The sequence below is a fragment of the Streptomyces sp. NPDC006385 genome (genome assembly GCF_040612485.1).
Classification (GTDB): Bacteria; Actinomycetota; Actinomycetes; order Streptomycetales; family Streptomycetaceae; genus Streptomyces.
The window spans coordinates 25,918-42,268 of the sequence record NZ_JBEXQG010000038.1; the positions used below are offsets into that span (position 1 = coordinate 25,918).

Consider the following 16,351-nt stretch of genomic DNA (forward strand, 5'->3'; position numbering starts at 1 on the left):
AGCGACCCGCCTAATGGAATCAGGGCGCCGTTTGTACGAAAGTTGAGTACGCGTACTCAGGCGTCGCCGCGGACCCGCGACCGACGATGGAAGGCATGCTGTGGTCCGACCCCGAGAACGAGCCGCCCAAGGAACTGCGGGACACGCAGGAGATGTTGCGGCGGCTCGGTGTTCTCATGGCGTTGGCCATGGTGCTCACGATGATCGTGCTCGGGCTGAGGTGAGCCCGGCCGGGCGCGCGCCGATACGCTGACCGCATGACTGATCAGCCCCGCCGCCGGCTCGTCCTCGCCTCCCAGTCCCCCGCCCGCCTCAAGCTGCTCCGCCAGGCCGGGCTGGACCCCGAGGTCATCGTGAGCGGTGTCGACGAGGACGCCGTCACCGCGCCGACCCCCGCCGAGCTGGCGCTCGCCCTGGCCGAGGCGAAGGCCTCCGTGGTGGCCGCGAAACCCGAGGTCAAGGGCGCGATCGTGATCGGCTGCGACTCGGTCCTCGACCTGGACGGCCAGGCCCTGGGCAAGCCGGCCGACGCCGAGGAGGCCACGGCGCGGTGGAAGTCGATGCGCGGCCGGGCGGGCACGCTGCAGACCGGTCACTGCGTCTACGACACCGTGACCGGCCGGTACACCTCCGCCACCGCCTCCACGATCGTCCGCTTCGGCGAGCCGACGGACGAGGAGATCGCGGCCTACGTCGCCTCCGGCGAACCGCTCTACGTCGCCGGGGCGTTCACCCTCGACGGCCGCTCGGCCCCGTTCATCGACGGCATCGACGGCGACCACGGCAATGTGATCGGCATCAGCCTGCCGCTGGTGCGCCGTCTGCTGGCACAACTGGGCATCGGCATCACGGAGTTGTGGGCGCCGGCGGAGGACTGACCGGGGCCCCGTCGGCCGGGGAGCCGTCGCCGCCCCGACCCCCGTCGGGAGCGGCGCCCGCGGGCTCCCCGGGCGCGGCCTGGGCGTCGTACGTCATGAGCAGCAGCACGATCAGGGCGAGCACGACGACCATGAACACGAACGCCGTCCAGCCCACCAGCCCCCAGACGAACGCACCCAGCAGCCCGTGCACCACGGCCGCGCTGATCAGCAGGATGCGGCCGAGGCCGGCCGGGGCGCGGTCGCGCACCGCCACGAGCAGGGCGACCAGGCCGCACAGCGCGAAGTAACCACCGAAGACCAGACCGCCGATCTTCGAGGACACCGACATCGCGTCCGGGTCCAGACCCGCCAGGGACATGTCCTGCCGGTCGACCACGACCCCGAGGAACCAGTTCAGCGCCGCGACGCCGAGCGCCTCGGCGAACAGCACGAGCGCCACCACCCACGCCACCGGCCTGCGCACCACCGGCCCCCACCCACTTCCGAGCGTTCTGTCACCCCAGGCATGTTCGAGACATCGCGAACGCTACTAACGGGTAAACCCGGGGACAAGGGTTCGGCCGAGGGCAAAGAATCATTGGGCCATTCGTAGGGATTCCACAAAGAAACAGAGTGGCCCGCAGCACGTGATGACAGAGACCTTGACCACAGCGGCGGGCTAGGGTTCTCCGGGAGAGACCTGCGTGCCGAGGCGCGACATGGGATTTCGCAGGTCGAGCGAGCCTGGAATCACGCTCCGTGTGGGCAAGCTCACCACTGGGGACGGGTCGATGTGGCGTGTCGGCAGTCCCTAAACTCGGCTTGTTTCAAGGAGGGAGCCTCAATCGTGCGCAAGGTGCTCATCGCCAACCGTGGCGAAATCGCTGTCCGCGTGGCCCGGGCCTGCCGGGACGCCGGGATCGCGAGCGTGGCCGTCTACGCCGACCCGGACCGGGACGCTCTGCATGTCCGCGCCGCGGATGAGGCGTTCGCCCTGGGCGGTGACACACCGGCGAGCAGCTATCTGGACATCGACAAGGTCCTCAAGGCCGCGCGCGAGTCCGGGGCGGACGCGATCCACCCCGGCTACGGTTTCCTGTCGGAGAACGCCGACTTCGCCCAGGCCGTCCTGGACGCCGGGCTGATCTGGATCGGCCCGCCCCCGCAGGCGATCCGCGACCTCGGTGACAAGGTCGCCGCCCGGCACATCGCCCAGCGCGCCGGCGCCCCGCTCGTGGCCGGCACGCCCGACCCGGTCTCCGGCGCGGACGAGGTCGTCGCCTTCGCCGAGGAGCACGGCCTGCCGATCGCCATCAAGGCCGCCTTCGGCGGTGGCGGACGCGGCCTGAAGGTCGCCCGCACCCTCGAAGAGGTCCCCGAGCTGTACGACTCCGCGGTGCGCGAGGCCGTCGCCGCCTTCGGCCGGGGCGAGTGCTTCGTCGAGCGCTACCTGGACAAGCCGCGGCACGTCGAGACCCAGTGCCTCGCCGACCAGCACGGCAACGTCGTCGTGGTCTCCACCCGCGACTGCTCCCTCCAGCGCCGCCACCAGAAGCTGGTCGAGGAGGCCCCCGCGCCCTTCCTCTCGGACGAGCAGGTCGCCGAGCTGTACTCCTCCTCCAAGGCCATCCTCAAGGAGGCCGGCTACGTCGGCGCCGGCACCGTCGAGTTCCTCGTCGGCCTCGACGGCACGATCTCCTTCCTGGAGGTCAACACCCGCCTCCAGGTGGAGCACCCGGTCACCGAGGAGGTCGCCGGCATCGACCTGGTGCGCGAGATGTTCCGCATCGCCGACGGCGAGGAGCTCGGCTACGACGACCCGCCGCTGCGCGGCCACTCCTTCGAGTTCCGCATCAACGGCGAGGACCCCGGCCGGAACTTCCTGCCCGCCCCCGGCACGGTGACCGCGTTCGCCCCGCCGTCCGGCCCGGGCGTCCGCCTGGACGCGGGCGTGGAGTCCGGCAGCGTCATCGGCCCGGCCTGGGACTCCCTGCTGGCCAAGCTGATCGTCACCGGCGCCACCCGTGAGCAGGCCCTGCAGCGCGCGGCCCGCGCCCTGGAGGAGTTCCAGGTCGAGGGCATGGCCACGGCCATCCCGTTCCACCGCGCGGTGGTCAAGGACCCGGCGTTCGCGCCCGAGCTCACCGGCTCCACGGAGCCGTTCACGGTCCACACCCGCTGGATCGAGACCGAGTTCGTCAACGACATCAAGCCCTTCGCCGCCCCCGCCGACGCCACCGAGGCGGACGAGGAGGCCGGCCGTGAGACGGTCGTCGTCGAGGTCGGCGGCAAGCGCCTGGAGGTCTCCCTCCCGGCCTCGCTCGGCATGACCCTGGCCCGCACCGGGCTCGCGGCGGGCGCCAAGCCCAAGCGCCGCGCGGCCAAGAAGTCCGGCCCCGCCGCCTCCGGCGACACCCTCGCCTCCCCGATGCAGGGCACCATCGTCAAGGTCGCCGTCGAGGAGGGCCAGGAAGTCAACGAAGGCGACCTGATCGTCGTACTCGAAGCGATGAAGATGGAACAGCCCCTGAACGCGCACAAGTCCGGCACCATCAAGGGCCTGTCCGCCGAGGTCGGCGCCTCCCTCACCTCGGGCGCCGCGATCTGCGAGATCAAGGACTGACCCGTACGAGGACTTTCCGTACGACATCCCGGGGCGCCCGGCGGACTGGAGCAAGGTCCGCCGGGCGCCCCGTTTCGCGGGTGGCATCCTGGAGGCACACCGGGGCGCGAGAGAGGCAGGTGGGAGCCATGGTGGGCGCGACCTCGCACGAGGGTGCGGGACACGGGGACACGGCGACGACGCCGGCTCAGCCGCGTGCCATGCGCGCCGACGCCCGCCGCAACTATGAACGCCTGCTCACCGAGGCCCGCGCCGCCTTCGCCGAGCGCGGCACGGACGCCTCTCTGGAGGACGTGGCCCGCCGAGCGGGCGTCGGCATCGGCACCCTCTACCGTCACTTCCCCAACCGCGACGCCCTGTTGAGCGCCGTCTTCGAGGAGGCGGTGAGCGACCTCCTGGCCCGCTCCCACGAACTCCTGCACGCCCCCGAGCCCTGCGCGGCCCTGGTGACATGGCTGCGCGAGATGGTCACCCACGCGGGCGAGTACCGCGGCCTGGCCAGATCCCTGATGTCCGTCTCCTACGACACCACCTCGGCCCTGGCCCGGTGCAGCGGCCCCATCCGCGAGGCGGGCGGCGCGCTGCTGGCGCGCGCCCAGGAGGCGGGGACGGTCCGCCCGGACGTGGCGATCGCCGACCTGCTCCAGCTCACCCACGCGATCGCGCTGGCGGCGGAGGAGACTCCGGGGGACCCGGAGTTGGCGGACAGGTTGCTGCACTTGACGCTGCGGGGACTGATCCCCACTCAGGGGCGCGGGGAACTGCGCGACCAACCACAACCCACCCGCACCCGCACGACGACCCACGCCCCTACGGCGAACAGGCGAACCTAACGCCGCCGCAGATCCGCGACCCGGGCCCGCTCCCGCTCCCGCTCCGCCCCCTGCTCCCCGAGCACCGTCGCGGCGGACCGCAGCCCCGGCCCACCCCCCGGCCCCTGGCCCCGCCGCGGACCCGGCAGCCCACGCCGCCGCGCCGGGACCTCGTCACCCCCCGGGTTTCCGGTCGCCCCGGCCACGGCGATCTGCACCCCCTGGTCGGCCAGGGCCTGCAACTCGGTGTGGGCGCGATCGTCATGGGCCGGCGGTTCGTCGGTGACGAGCCGGGTGATGACATCCGTGGGCACCGTCTGGAACATCGTGTCCGTGCCGAGCTTGGTGTGGTCGGCGAGGACGACGACCTCCGCGGCCGCCTGGACGAGCGCCCGGTCGACGGACGCCGAGAGCATGTTGGACGTGGAGAGACCGCGCTCGGCGGTGAGCCCGCTCCCGGAGAGGAAGGCCCGCGACACCCGCAGCCCCTGGAGGGACTGCTCGGCACCGCTGCCGACCAGGGCGTAGTTCGACCCGCGGAGCGTGCCGCCGGTCATCACGACCTCGACCCGGTTGGCGTGGGCCAGGGCCTGCGCCACCAGGAGGGAGTTGGTGACGACGGTCAGCCCGGGAACCCGCGCGAGCCGGCGTGCCAGCTCCTGGGTGGTGGTCCCCGCCCCGACGACGATCGCCTCGCCCTCTTCCACGAAGTTCGCGGCGAGGTCGGCGATGGCCGTCTTCTCGGCGGTCGCGAGATGTGACTTCTGCGGAAAGCCGGACTCCCGCGTGAACCCGCCCGGCAATACCGCACCGCCGTGCCGGCGGTCGAGGAGTCCTTCTGCCTCCAGTGCGCGCACGTCCCGCCGTACGGTCACTTCGGAGGTCTGGACGACGCGGGCGAGCTCACGGAGCGACACGGCCCCGTTCGCTCGCACCATTTCGAGGATCAATTGGCGACGTTCTGCAGCGAACACGAAACTGACAGTAACCCCAACGACCGTCTGGTTTCAGCAGTTTGCGCCGAATAACAGAAGTTGTTCGCACGCAAGGGCGAGAAGTGGTATAGAGCCTAGTCCCGCCGCCTATGCCGCACGCATGCTCGACAACTCCCCGTGACCAGCGGGGAGTTGATTCCGGACGCTAGATCTCGCCGCCGGACTTCCGCGTGTGCAACTGCCGTGCCACCTCCGCGATCGAGCCCGAAAGGGAGGGGTACACGGTGAAGGCGTTCGCGATCTGTTCGACCGTCAGATTGTTGTCGACCGCGATCGAGATCGGATGGATCAGTTCGGAGGCTCGTGGCGCCACGACCACACCCCCGACCACGATGCCCGTACCCGGACGGCAGAAGATCTTGACGAAGCCGTCCCGGATGCCCTGCATCTTCGCGCGCGGGTTGCGCAGCAGCGGCAGCTTGACCACCCGGGCGTCGATCTTGCCCCCGTCCACGTCCGCCTGCGTGTAGCCGACGGTGGCGATCTCGGGGTCGGTGAAGACGTTGGAGGAGACGGTCTTCAGGTTCAGCGGGGCCACCGCGTCGCCGAGGAAGTGGTACATGGCGATACGTCCCTGCATCGCCGCGACCGAGGCGAGGGCGAAGACGCCGGTGACGTCACCGGCGGCGTACACACCCGGCGCGGTCGTCCTGGACACCTTGTCGGTCCAGATGTGCCCGGACTCGCGCAGCTTGACGCCGGCCTCCTCCAGGCCCATGCCCTCGGAGTTCGGGATGGCGCCGACGGCCATGAGGCAGTGGGTGCCGGTGATGACGCGGCCGTCGGCGAGGGTGACCTCCACCCGGTCCCCGACCCGCTTGGCGGCGGCGGCCCGGGAGCGCGCCATGACGTTCATGCCCCGGCGCCGGAAGACGTCCTCCAGCACGGCGGCGGCGTCCGGGTCCTCGCCCGGCAGCACGCGGTCCCGCGAGGACACGAGGGTGACCCGCGACCCGAGCGCCTGGTAGGCACCGGCGAACTCGGCACCGGTGACGCCCGAGCCGACCACGATGAGTTCCTCGGGCAGTTCGGTGAGGTCGTAGACCTGGGTCCAGTTCAGGATGCGCTCGCCGTCGGGCTGCGCGTCGGGCAGCTCACGAGGGTGACCGCCGGTGGCGATGAGGACGGCGTCGGCGACGAGGGTCTCCTCGGTCCCGTCCGCGGCCCGCACCACGACCTTCCGCGACCCGTCGAGCGCCTGCATGCCCTGGAGGCGGCCGCGGCCGCGCAGGACCCGGGCACCCGCCCGGGTGACCGAGGCGGTGATGTCGTGCGACTGCGCGAGCGCGAGCCGCTTCACACGCCGGTTGACCTTGCCCAGGTCGACGCCCACGACCCGGGCGGGCGTGTCGAGGTACGGGGTGTCGTCGGCGACGATGATCCCCAGCTCCTCGTACGAGGAGTCGAAGGTGGTCATCACCTCGGCCGTGGCGATGAGGGTCTTGGACGGCACGCAGTCGGTGAGCACCGACGCCCCGCCCAGGCCGTCGGAGTCGACGACGGTCACCTCCGCGCCGAGCTGCGCGGCCACCAGGGCCGCTTCGTATCCGCCGGGTCCGCCACCGATGATCACGATCCGAGTCACGTACTCCATTGTCCCGCACGCCTCACGGTGGCACTGCCTGGGGGCCCGCCCGAGACACCACTGTTACTGGAGGGACTGACGTTTCCCCTGCCGTACCCTCTCCCCATGTCGCTCTACGCCGCCTACGCAGGCAATCTCGATGCGCGGCTGATGACCCGCCGCGCCCCGCACTCGCCGCTGCGCGCCACCGGCTGGCTGAACGGGTGGCGGCTGACCTTCGGCGGCGAGCAGCTGGGCTGGGACGGCGCGCTGGCGACGCTCGTCGAGGACCCGCTGGAGCAGGTCTTCGTCGCGCTGTACGACATCGCCCCGATGGACGAGGAGTCCCTGGACCGCTGGGAGGGCGTGGGCCTCGGCATCTACCGGCGCCTGCGGGTACGGGTGCACACGCTGGAGGGCGAGGAGCCGGCGTGGGTGTACGTGCTGAACGGCTACGAGGGCGGGCTGCCGTCGGCCCGCTACCTGGGCGAGATCGCGGACGCGGCCGAGTCGGCGGGGGCACCGCACGACTACGTGATGGAGCTACGGAAGCGGCCGTGCTGACCCGCTGGCCCCCATCACCCGCACCCCCTCCTGCCCCGTCTTCGTCGGAAACGACAAGACAACGATCGCCATCCCGTGAGCTCTGTCATCTACGCGCGTAGGACCAAACCGGCTACCCTCAGTCGCGTGAACGCATCTCTTCTTCCGGACGACATCCAGGGCGACCCTCACGCCGCCGCCGACGCCGCCGCCGCGCGCCTGCGCGAACTCACCGGCGCCGAGACCCACGACGTCGCCCTCGTGATGGGCTCCGGCTGGGCTCCGGCCGTGGACGCCCTCGGCGCACCCGAGGCCGAGTTCCAGGTCACCGAGCTGCCCGGGTTCCCCCCGCCGGCGGTGGAAGGGCACGGCGGCAAGATCCGCTCGTACAAGATCGGCGACAAGCGCGCCCTGGTCTTCCTGGGCCGCACCCACTACTACGAGGGCCGCGGCGTGGCAGCCGTGGCACACGGCGTCCGCACCGCCGTGGCGGCCGGCTGCAAGACGGTCGTCCTCACCAACGGCTGCGGCGGCCTGCGCGAGGGCATGCGTCCCGGCCAGCCGGTCCTGATCAGCGACCACATCAACCTCACGGCGACGTCCCCGATCATCGGCGCGAACTTCGTCGACCTCACCGACCTCTACTCCCCCCGTCTGCGCGCCCTGTGCAAGGAGGTCGACCCCACGCTGGAGGAGGGCGTCTACGCCCAGTTCCCCGGCCCGCACTACGAGACGCCGGCCGAGATCCGCATGGCCCGTGTGATCGGCGCGGACCTGGTGGGCATGTCGACGGTCCTGGAGGCGATCGCCGCGCGTGAGGCCGGGGCCGAGGTCCTGGGCATCTCGCTGGTGACGAACCTCGCGGCGGGCATGACGGGCGAGCCCCTCAACCACGAGGAGGTCCTGCAGGCCGGGCGGGACTCGGCGACGCGGATGGGGTCGCTGCTGGCGCAGGTGCTGGGGCGACTGTAGGACGGTTCTCGCCCCCGCCGCCCCTACCCGTCCCGCCCTGAAGGGGCTCCGCTCCTTCGACCCCGCTCCTCGAACGCCCAAGGGCTGGTCCAGCCCGTCCGGCGTTCGAGGACGAGGCCCGTTCAGGGCCGAAGCGGGGGTCTGGGGGGCGTGGCCCCCAGGGATGGGACGGGTAGGGGCGGCGGGGGCGAAGGAACCCTCCCGGCCCCCGGCCCGCTCCGAACCACACGAACGAGAGGTTGACCGACGTGCACGACGAACTCATCGCCCGGGCCCAGGCATGGCTCGCCGAGGACCCGGACCCGGAGACCCGCGACGAGCTCGCCGGGCTCATCGACGCCGCGGACGTCGACGAGCTCGCCGCGCGCTTCGGCGGCACCCTCCAGTTCGGCACCGCCGGCCTGCGCGGCGAACTCGGCGCCGGCCCCATGCGCATGAACCGCACGGTCGTCATCCGCGCCGCCGCCGGCCTCGCCGCGTACCTCAAGAAGCAGGGCCACGAAGGCGGCCTCGTCGTCATCGGCTACGACGCCCGGCACAAGTCGGAGGACTTCGCCCGCGACACCGCGGCCGTGATGACGGGCGCGGGCCTGCGCGCCGCGGTACTGCCCCGCCCCCTGCCCACCCCCGTCCTGGCCTACGCCATAAGGCACCTCGGCGCCGTGGCCGGCGTGGAGGTCACCGCCAGCCACAACCCGCCGCGCGACAACGGCTACAAGGTGTACCTCGGCGACGGCTCCCAGATCGTCCCGCCGGCGGACATCGACATCGCGGAGGAGATCGCCGCCGTCCCGTCCCTCACGGTCGTCCCCCGCCCCACCGAGGGCTGGGAGACCCTCGACGACAGCGTCCTCGACGCCTACCTCGCCCGCACGGACGCGGTCCTCGCCCCGGGCTCCCCCCGCACCGCCCGCACCGTCTACACGGCGATGCACGGCGTCGGCACGGACGTCCTGCTCGCCGCCTTCGCACGCGCCGGCTTCCCCGCCCCCGCCCTCGTCGCGGAGCAGGCCGAGCCCGACCCGGACTTCCCCACCGTCGCCTTCCCCAACCCGGAAGAACCCGGCGCGATGGACCTCGCCTTCGCCAAGGCCCGCGAGACCGACCCCGACCTCGTCATCGCCAACGACCCGGACGCCGACCGCTGCGCCGTGGCCGTCAAGGACGGAGAGGACTGGCGGATGCTGCGCGGCGACGAGGTCGGCGCCCTGCTCGCCGCGCACCTCGTCGACCGCGGGGCGCAGGGCACCTTCGCGGAGTCCATCGTCTCCTCCTCCCTCCTCGGCCGGATCGCCGAGAAGGCCGGACTGCGATACGAGGAGACCCTCACCGGCTTCAAGTGGATCGCCCGCGTCGACGGCCTGCGCTACGGCTACGAGGAGGCCCTCGGCTACTGCGTCGACCCCGAGGGCGTCCGCGACAAGGACGGCATCACCGCCGCCCTGCTGATCACCGAGCTCGCCTCCGTCCTCAAGGCTCGGGGCCGCACGCTGCTCGACCTCCTCGACGACCTCGCCGTCGCACACGGCCTGCACGCCACCGACCAGCTCTCGGTCCGCGTCCAGGACCTGTCGGTCATCGCGAACGCCATGCGCCGGTTGCGCGAGCAGCCGCCGACCGAGCTCGCCGGCCTGGCCATCACCCGCGCCGAGGACCTCACCCAGGGCACCGACACGCTCCCGCCCACGGACGGCCTGCGCTACACCCTTCAGGGCGCACGCGTCATCGTCCGCCCCAGCGGCACGGAGCCCAAGCTCAAGTGCTACCTGGAGGTCGTCGTCCCGGTCGCGACCCACGCCGACCTCCCGGCCGCCCGCGCCAGGGCGACCGACCTGCTCACGACGATCAAGCGGGACCTGTCGACGGCGGCCGGCATCTGAGCCGAACGGAACCTCCTGACCGCTCCCGGTCCGTTGGCGACCCCGGGTGAGCCCGATTCGTACGGGAACCCGGGGCCGCCCCCGCCCGGTACGCGACCCCGAGTCGCCCCGGATTCATACGCGACCCCAGGTCAGCCCGGTCCGTACGCTCTCCCAGGTCAGCCCCGTCCGTACGCGGCCCCGGGTCGACCCCGATGCAGAGTGCCCCTCAGGTCAACCCGTCCATACGCGATACCGGGCCAACCCCCGCCCGTACGGGACGGCAGGTTCCCCCGATTCCGTACGTGAAAGCCCGCCGATCCGGATCCACACCGGAAGCCGGTCGCTCCCCACCCATAGGCGCCGCGGGACCACCCCGCCCGTACTGAAAGCCTGTCACTCCCGACCCGCCCCGGCTCCGTCGCCCCGATGGGCCGCCCCCCACCCGGAGGCACCCCATCGGGTGATTTCCCCACGGCCATTGACCCGGGCTCCACGCCCCACCCCACCACCCGGGCAACGGTGGAGCGGAAACGCACCGCCGAGCAGCCTGGAGCCGCCGCCGTGTCCTCGACCGCGTTCCGGCCGACACCCCGAGCGACCACCGCACCCGGCACCGGCCGCCCCTCCGGCTCCCCACCGTGCCCACCCGCCGCCCGCGCTCTCCTGCGCGCCCTGCGCCACGCGGCCCCCGCCCTCCTCGCCTACCTCGCCGTCCGCGGCACGGGCCTGCTGCTGCTCACCGTCTGGGCGCACCGCCGGCGGCACGCTGTCTGGCCGATCCTGGCGACGCAGTGGGACAGCGACTGGTACCTGGGCATCGCCGACCACGGCTACGCGCACGAACTCGGCACCGCGTACAGCGCCAACAACCTCGCCTTCTTCCCGCTCTACCCGGTCCTGGTCAAGGCGGTCGCGGCCGTCACCCCGGGCACCCGCGCCGGCACCGGCCTGGCCCTCGCGGTCCTCGCCTCGTTCGTGGCCGCGTGGGGCGTCTTCGCCGTCGGTGACCGGCTGCACGGCCGCCGGGTCGGGGTCCTCCTCACCGCCCTGTGGGCCGCGCTTCCGGTCGGCCTGGTGCAGTGGATGGGCTACACGGAGTCCCTGTTCACCGCGCTCGCGGCCTGGTCGCTGTACGCCGTGCTCAGCGGCCGTCTCCTCACCGCGGCCTGGCTCGCGGCGCTCGCGGGTCTCACCCGCCCCACCGGCGTCGCGGTGGCGGCGGCGGTCACGGTGGCCGCGCTGCTCGCCCTGCGCCGCCGCTTCCGCCTGCGCACCCTCGCGGCCGCCGCGCTCGCGCCCCTCGGCTGGTGCGGATACCTCGGCTGGGTGGGCCTGCGCCTGGGCCGCTGGGACGGCTACTTCGCGGTTCAGCGCCTGTGGCGCAACGAGCTGGACGGCGGCCTGGAGACCCTGCGCCAGATGCGCCGGCTGCTGGTGTACGACCCGACGCCCGAGTTGTTCCTGCTTCTGGTGACGCTCACGCTGCTGGCGTCGGTGGTGCTGTTCGGGCTGTCGGTGTGGGACCGGCAGCCGGTGCCGCTGCTGGTCTTCACGGCCGTACTGCTGGCCATCGTCCTGGGCAGCGGCGGGGTGTACTTCCCGCGCGCCCGCTTTCTCCTGCCCGCCTTCCCGCTGCTGCTCCCCCTGGCCGTGCACCTGTCCCGGGCCTCCCGTCGCCACCGCACGCTGACGCTGGCGGCGGCGGTCGTCGGCTCGGCGTACTGCGGCGCGCACATGGCGCTGGTGTGGTGGGGCGCGCCGTGACCCCGGTCAGCCCACGGCCAGCAGAATCAGCAGCAGCACGGCCCCGGCGAGGGCCGGCCCCGCCACCTCGTAGGCCCACCGCACGGTGACCTCGCCCTGCGCGGACTCCGCGTTCTGCCGGTGCTCCAGCAGTTCCCGCAGGTCGTCCATGACCTTGTCGGTCTCGGCCCGCAGCGGCCCGTCGGCGTCCACGTCCCCCCGCGGGGCACCGATGCCGAGCCCCCCGAAGCCCGTTCCGCCCCGGCCACGGTGCTCGCCCCGCGCCGCAGCGTTCCGCTCCGCTGCCGCCCGGGCCGTCCGGCGGGCCGCCTTCTTGCGGGCCCGCAGCGAGACCGGCACCGCCCAGAGCTGGTACTTGGTGCCGGACTCGGCCACGACCTCGTTCGAGTAGCCGGAGCGCAGCGAGGCCACCCGCCCCCAGGGCAGCACGATCACGCGCAGCGGGTTGCGGATGCGCAGCCGGTCCTCGTTGGCGTAGACGGCGGGCCGCAAGGTGAACGCGGACACCAGCGGCACGATGAGGATCAGCGCCGCCAGCGCGAGCCACTGGGTGCGGCCCTCGCCGCGTACCAGGGCGTCGATGCCGAGCCAGAGCACGATGACCAGCAGTGCGACGCCGCCCACGATGCCCATGGGCGAGCGGTAGACGCGGTCCTTCGAGGCGGGTTCCGGGGTGGTGGGCGGGTGCTCGGGGGTCGTCATGGGGCCGATTGTGCCGCACGCCCGCGGCGCTCGGGCGGGCGCCCGTTCGACGCGAGGGCTGTGCTGCGTGCGCGAGTGCGGGTGGGGTGGCTACTCGCGCGGTTCCCCGCGGCCCTGACGTGTGCCGCCACTCGGTGCTTCCCGGATCCGATCCGATCCCTCTTTCCGGGGTGTACAGCCGCTACGCGCGTAGATATGCTCGTCTGGTGACCATGCCCACCAACGCATCCTCCCCCACTGCCGAAAGCGTGGGAGGTACCCCCAGCGCGCACACCCTCTCGGACGTCACCGCGTCCGACAGCACGCTGCGCCGCTTCCTCCACGGGCTGCCCGGCGTCGACGCGGTCGGCCTGGAGGCGCGCGCCGCGTCCCTCGGTACCCGTTCCATCAAGACGACCGCCAAGGCGTACGCCATCGACCTCGCCATCTCGATGGTCGACCTGACGACGCTGGAAGGCGCGGACACCCCGGGCAAGGTCCGGGCGCTCGGCGCCAAGGCGGTCCGCCCCGACCCGACCGACCGGACGACCCCGGCGACCGCCGCCGTCTGCGTCTACCCCGACATGGTGGCCACCGCCAAGGAGGCCGTGGCCGGGTCGACCGTGAAGGTCGCCTCGGTCGCCACCGCCTTCCCGGCGGGCCGCGCCCCGATCAGCGTGAAGCTGGCGGACGTGCGCGAGGCCGTGGCGGCGGGCGCCGACGAGATCGACATGGTCATCGACCGCGGGGCGTTCCTCGCGGGCGACTACATGAAGGTGTACGACGAGATCGTCGCCGTGAAGGAGGCCTGCGGGGCGAGCGCCCGCCTCAAGGTCATCTTCGAGACCGGCGAGCTGTCGACGTACGACAACATCCGGCGGGCGAGCTGGCTCGGCATGCTGGCCGGGGCGGACTTCATCAAGACGTCCACCGGCAAGGTCGCCGTCAACGCGACCCCCGCGAACACGCTCCTGATGCTGGAGGCGGTGCGCGACTTCCGCGCCCAGACCGGTATCCAGGTCGGTGTGAAGCCGGCCGGCGGGATCAGGACGACCAAGGACGCCATCAAATTCCTCGTACTGGTCAACGAGACCGCCGGCGAGGACTGGCTGGACAACCACTGGTTCCGCTTCGGCGCCTCCTCGCTCCTGAACGATCTGCTGATGCAGCGTCAGAAGCTGGCCACCGGCCGCTACTCCGGCCCCGACTACGTGACGGTGGACTGATCACCATGGCACCCGCATTCGCATACGCACCGGCGCCCGAGTCCCGCTCGATCGTCGACATCGCGCCCTCGTACGGCCTGTTCATCGACGGCGAGTTCGTGGAGGCGGCCGACGGCAAGGTCTTCAAGACCGTCTCGCCGTCGACCGAGGAGGTCCTCTCCGAGATCGCCCAGGCCGGCGAGGCGGACGTCGACCGTGCCGTGAAGTCGGCCCGCAGGGCCTTCGAGAAGTGGTCGGCGCTGCCCGGCTCCGAGCGCGCGAAGTACCTGTTCCGCATCGCCAGGATCATCCAGGAGCGCGCCCGCGAGCTCGCCGTCCTCGAAACCCTGGACAACGGCAAGCCGATCAAGGAGACGCGCGACGCCGACCTCCCCCTGGTCGCCGCGCACTTCTTCTACTACGCGGGCTGGGCCGACAAGCTCGGCCACGCCGGCTTCGGCCCCGACCCCCGGCCGCTCGGCGTGGCGGGCCAGGTCATCCCCTGGAACTTCCCGCTGCTGATGCTGGCGTGGAAGATCGCCCCGGCCCTCGCGACCGGCAACACGGTCGTCCTGAAGCCGGCGGAGACCACCCCCCTGTCGGCCCTGTTCTTCGCGGACATCTGCCGCCAGGCGGGCCTGCCCAAGGGCGTCGTCAACATCCTTCCCGGCTACGGCGACACGGGCGCCGCGCTCGTCGCGCACCCGGACGTGAACAAGGTCGCCTTCACCGGCTCCACGGCCGTCGGCAAGGCGATCGCGCGGACCGTCGCCGGCAGCCGCAAGAAGCTCACCCTCGAACTGGGCGGCAAGGGCGCCAACATCGTCTTCGACGACGCCCCCATCGACCAGGCCGTCGAAGGCATCGTCAACGGGATCTTCTTCAACCAGGGCCAGGTCTGCTGCGCGGGCAGCCGTCTGCTGGTGCAGGAGTCGATCCAGGACGAGCTGCTGGACTCCCTCAAGCGCAGGCTCTCCACGCTCCGCCTCGGCGATCCGCTGGACAAGAACACCGACATCGGCGCGATCAACTCCGAGGAGCAGCTCACCCGCATCACCACGCTCGTCGAGCAGGGCGAGGCGGAGGGCGCCGAACGCTGGTCCCCGGCCTGCGAACTGCCCGAGAGCGGCTACTGGTTCGCCCCGACGCTGTTCACGAACGTCACCCAGGCGCACACCATCGCCCGCGACGAGATCTTCGGCCCGGTGCTGTCCGCCCTCACCTTCCGCACGCCGGACGAGGCCGTCGCCAAGGCCAACAACAGCGCGTACGGCCTGTCCGCCGGCATCTGGTCGGAGAAGGGGTCCCGCGTCCTCGCCGTCGCCAACAAGCTGCGTGCGGGCGTGATCTGGTCCAACACGTTCAACAAGTTCGACCCGACCTCGCCGTTCGGCGGCTACAAGGAGTCGGGCTTCGGCCGCGAGGGCGGCCGCCACGGCCTGGAGGCGTACCTCGATGTCTGACAAGTCCGAGCAGCGGCGTCTGAGCGTCTTCAAGACCTACAAGCTGTACGTGGGCGGGAAGTTCCCGCGTTCCGAGAGCGGCCGGGTGTACGAGGTGAGCGACTCCAAGGGCAACTGGCTGGCGAACGTGCCGCTGTCGTCCCGCAAGGACGCCCGTGACGCGGTGGTCGCCGCCCGCAAGGCGTTCGGGGCGTGGTCCGGCGCCACGGCGTACAACCGCGGCCAGATCCTGTACCGCGTCGCCGAGATGCTGGAGGGCCGGCGCGAGCAGTTCGTGCGCGAAGTGGCCGACGCGGAGGGGCTGTCGAAGTCCAGGGCCGCCGCGGTCGTCGACGCCACGATCGACCGCTGGGTCTGGTACGCGGGCTGGACCGACAAGATCGCCCAGGTCGTCGGCGGCGGAAACCCGGTGGCGGGCCCGTTCTTCAACCTCTCCTCCCCCGAGCCGACGGGCGTCGTAGCCGTCCTGGCTCCTCAGGAGTCGTCGTTCCTGGGCCTGGTCTCGGTCATCGCCCCGGTGATCGCGACGGGCAACACGGCCGTGGTCGTGGCCTCGGAGCAGTCCCCGCTCCCGGCCCTCTCCCTCGGTGAGGTCCTGGCCACCTCCGACCTGCCCGGCGGTGTCGTCAACGTCCTCTCCGGCCGTACGGCGGAGATCGCCACGCCGCTGGCCGCGCACCAGGACGTCAACGCGATCGACCTCGCGGGCGCCGACGACGTGCTGGCGAAGGAGCTGGAGATCGCCGCCGCGGACAACCTGAAGCGCGTACTTCGTCCACAGCCTGTGGACGACGTCGACTGGACCGCCACCCCCGGTATCGACCGGATGACGGCCTTCCTGGAGACCAAGACGGTCTGGCACCCGACGGGGTCGCTGGGCGCGTCGGGCTCCTCGTACTGAGGCCGAGAGGCACCGAGACCGGAGAGCCGCGTTTCCCCGCCGTCCAGGGGAAGCGCGGCTCTCCGCCACCACCCGCCCGATACTCGGGGCAAGCGGTCCGGCACAC

Annotated in this window: 15 protein-coding genes; 11 read left to right on the top strand and 4 right to left on the bottom strand. The window is 72.0% G+C overall.

The genetic code is table 11. From position 1 onward, the window contains the following. The first annotated feature begins 95 nt into the window (after window positions 1-95). Window positions 96-224 carry a hypothetical protein gene (locus tag ABZ078_RS26165; RefSeq protein WP_274242718.1) on the top strand — a complete coding sequence of 43 codons (129 nt, stop codon included), beginning with the start codon at window positions 96-98 and terminating at the stop codon, window positions 222-224. Between the two features lie 33 nt (window positions 225-257). Then, window positions 258-878: a Maf family protein gene (locus ABZ078_RS26170; RefSeq protein ID WP_356578997.1), complete on the top strand. Its 621-nt coding sequence runs from the start codon at window positions 258-260 to the stop codon at window positions 876-878. Here the strand turns inward: ABZ078_RS26170 and ABZ078_RS26175 are convergent. After that, window positions 847-1,347: a hypothetical protein gene (locus ABZ078_RS26175; RefSeq protein WP_356578999.1), complete on the bottom strand. Its 501-nt coding sequence runs from the start codon at window positions 1,345-1,347 to the stop codon at window positions 847-849. The two genes, ABZ078_RS26170 and ABZ078_RS26175, sit on opposite strands and share 32 nt — an antisense overlap. A 360-nt stretch (window positions 1,348-1,707) precedes the next feature. Between ABZ078_RS26175 and ABZ078_RS26180 the strand changes: the two genes are divergently transcribed. Further along, window positions 1,708-3,483 carry an acetyl/propionyl/methylcrotonyl-CoA carboxylase subunit alpha gene (locus ABZ078_RS26180; RefSeq protein ID WP_356579001.1) on the top strand — a complete coding sequence of 592 codons (1,776 nt, stop codon included), beginning with the start codon at window positions 1,708-1,710 and terminating at the stop codon, window positions 3,481-3,483. Between the two features lie 200 nt (window positions 3,484-3,683). After that, the gene (locus ABZ078_RS26185; RefSeq protein ID WP_356579092.1) at window positions 3,684-4,316 is read left to right on the top strand and encodes a helix-turn-helix domain-containing protein; all 633 of its coding nucleotides are present in this window, start codon (window positions 3,684-3,686) and stop codon (window positions 4,314-4,316) included. Here the strand turns inward: ABZ078_RS26185 and ABZ078_RS26190 are convergent. Continuing rightward, on the bottom strand, window positions 4,313-5,269 hold the full coding sequence (locus tag ABZ078_RS26190; protein ID WP_356579003.1) for a DeoR/GlpR family DNA-binding transcription regulator: 957 nt from the start codon (window positions 5,267-5,269) through the stop codon (window positions 4,313-4,315). The genes ABZ078_RS26185 and ABZ078_RS26190 overlap by 4 nt on opposite strands. 166 nt (window positions 5,270-5,435) lie before the next feature. Then, the gene (locus ABZ078_RS26195) at window positions 5,436-6,884 is read right to left on the bottom strand and encodes an NAD(P)H-quinone dehydrogenase (protein WP_356579005.1); all 1,449 of its coding nucleotides are present in this window, start codon (window positions 6,882-6,884) and stop codon (window positions 5,436-5,438) included. A gap of 96 nt (window positions 6,885-6,980) precedes the next feature. Between ABZ078_RS26195 and ABZ078_RS26200 the strand changes: the two genes are divergently transcribed. The 4 genes from ABZ078_RS26200 (at window position 6,981) to ABZ078_RS26215 (ending at window position 11,995) form a co-directional block, all read left to right on the top strand. Beyond that, window positions 6,981-7,418 carry a gamma-glutamylcyclotransferase gene (locus ABZ078_RS26200; protein WP_356579007.1) on the top strand — a complete coding sequence of 146 codons (438 nt, stop codon included), beginning with the start codon at window positions 6,981-6,983 and terminating at the stop codon, window positions 7,416-7,418. 126 nt (window positions 7,419-7,544) lie between these two features. Further along, a complete protein-coding gene (locus tag ABZ078_RS26205; RefSeq protein WP_356579009.1) occupies window positions 7,545-8,369 on the top strand; it encodes a purine-nucleoside phosphorylase in 825 nt (274 codons plus the stop codon). A gap of 248 nt (window positions 8,370-8,617) precedes the next feature. Further along, window positions 8,618-10,249 carry a phospho-sugar mutase gene (locus ABZ078_RS26210; protein ID WP_356579094.1) on the top strand — a complete coding sequence of 544 codons (1,632 nt, stop codon included), beginning with the start codon at window positions 8,618-8,620 and terminating at the stop codon, window positions 10,247-10,249. Window positions 10,250-10,792: 543 nt separating this feature from the next. Then, window positions 10,793-11,995, top strand: a complete 1,203-nt coding sequence (locus tag ABZ078_RS26215; protein WP_356579011.1) for a hypothetical protein — start codon at window positions 10,793-10,795, stop codon at window positions 11,993-11,995. 6 nt (window positions 11,996-12,001) lie between these two features. On the opposite strand, the gene ABZ078_RS26220 is transcribed toward ABZ078_RS26215, so the two are convergent. Beyond that, on the bottom strand, window positions 12,002-12,697 hold the full coding sequence (locus tag ABZ078_RS26220; protein ID WP_356579013.1) for a PH domain-containing protein: 696 nt from the start codon (window positions 12,695-12,697) through the stop codon (window positions 12,002-12,004). Between the two features lie 212 nt (window positions 12,698-12,909). Between ABZ078_RS26220 and deoC the strand changes: the two genes are divergently transcribed. The 3 genes from deoC to ABZ078_RS26235 are packed head-to-tail and all read left to right on the top strand — an operon-like array spanning window position 12,910 to window position 16,245. Next, window positions 12,910-13,902 (top strand): deoxyribose-phosphate aldolase, encoded by a 993-nt coding sequence (gene deoC / locus ABZ078_RS26225; protein WP_356579015.1) that lies wholly within the window; start codon window positions 12,910-12,912, stop codon window positions 13,900-13,902. Window positions 13,903-13,907: 5 nt separating this feature from the next. After that, the gene (locus ABZ078_RS26230) at window positions 13,908-15,344 is read left to right on the top strand and encodes an aldehyde dehydrogenase family protein (RefSeq protein ID WP_356579017.1); all 1,437 of its coding nucleotides are present in this window, start codon (window positions 13,908-13,910) and stop codon (window positions 15,342-15,344) included. Next, window positions 15,337-16,245: an aldehyde dehydrogenase family protein gene (locus ABZ078_RS26235; RefSeq protein ID WP_356579019.1), complete on the top strand. Its 909-nt coding sequence runs from the start codon at window positions 15,337-15,339 to the stop codon at window positions 16,243-16,245. The genes ABZ078_RS26230 and ABZ078_RS26235 overlap by 8 nt, the downstream gene beginning before the upstream one ends. Window positions 16,246-16,351: the final 106 nt, after the last annotated feature.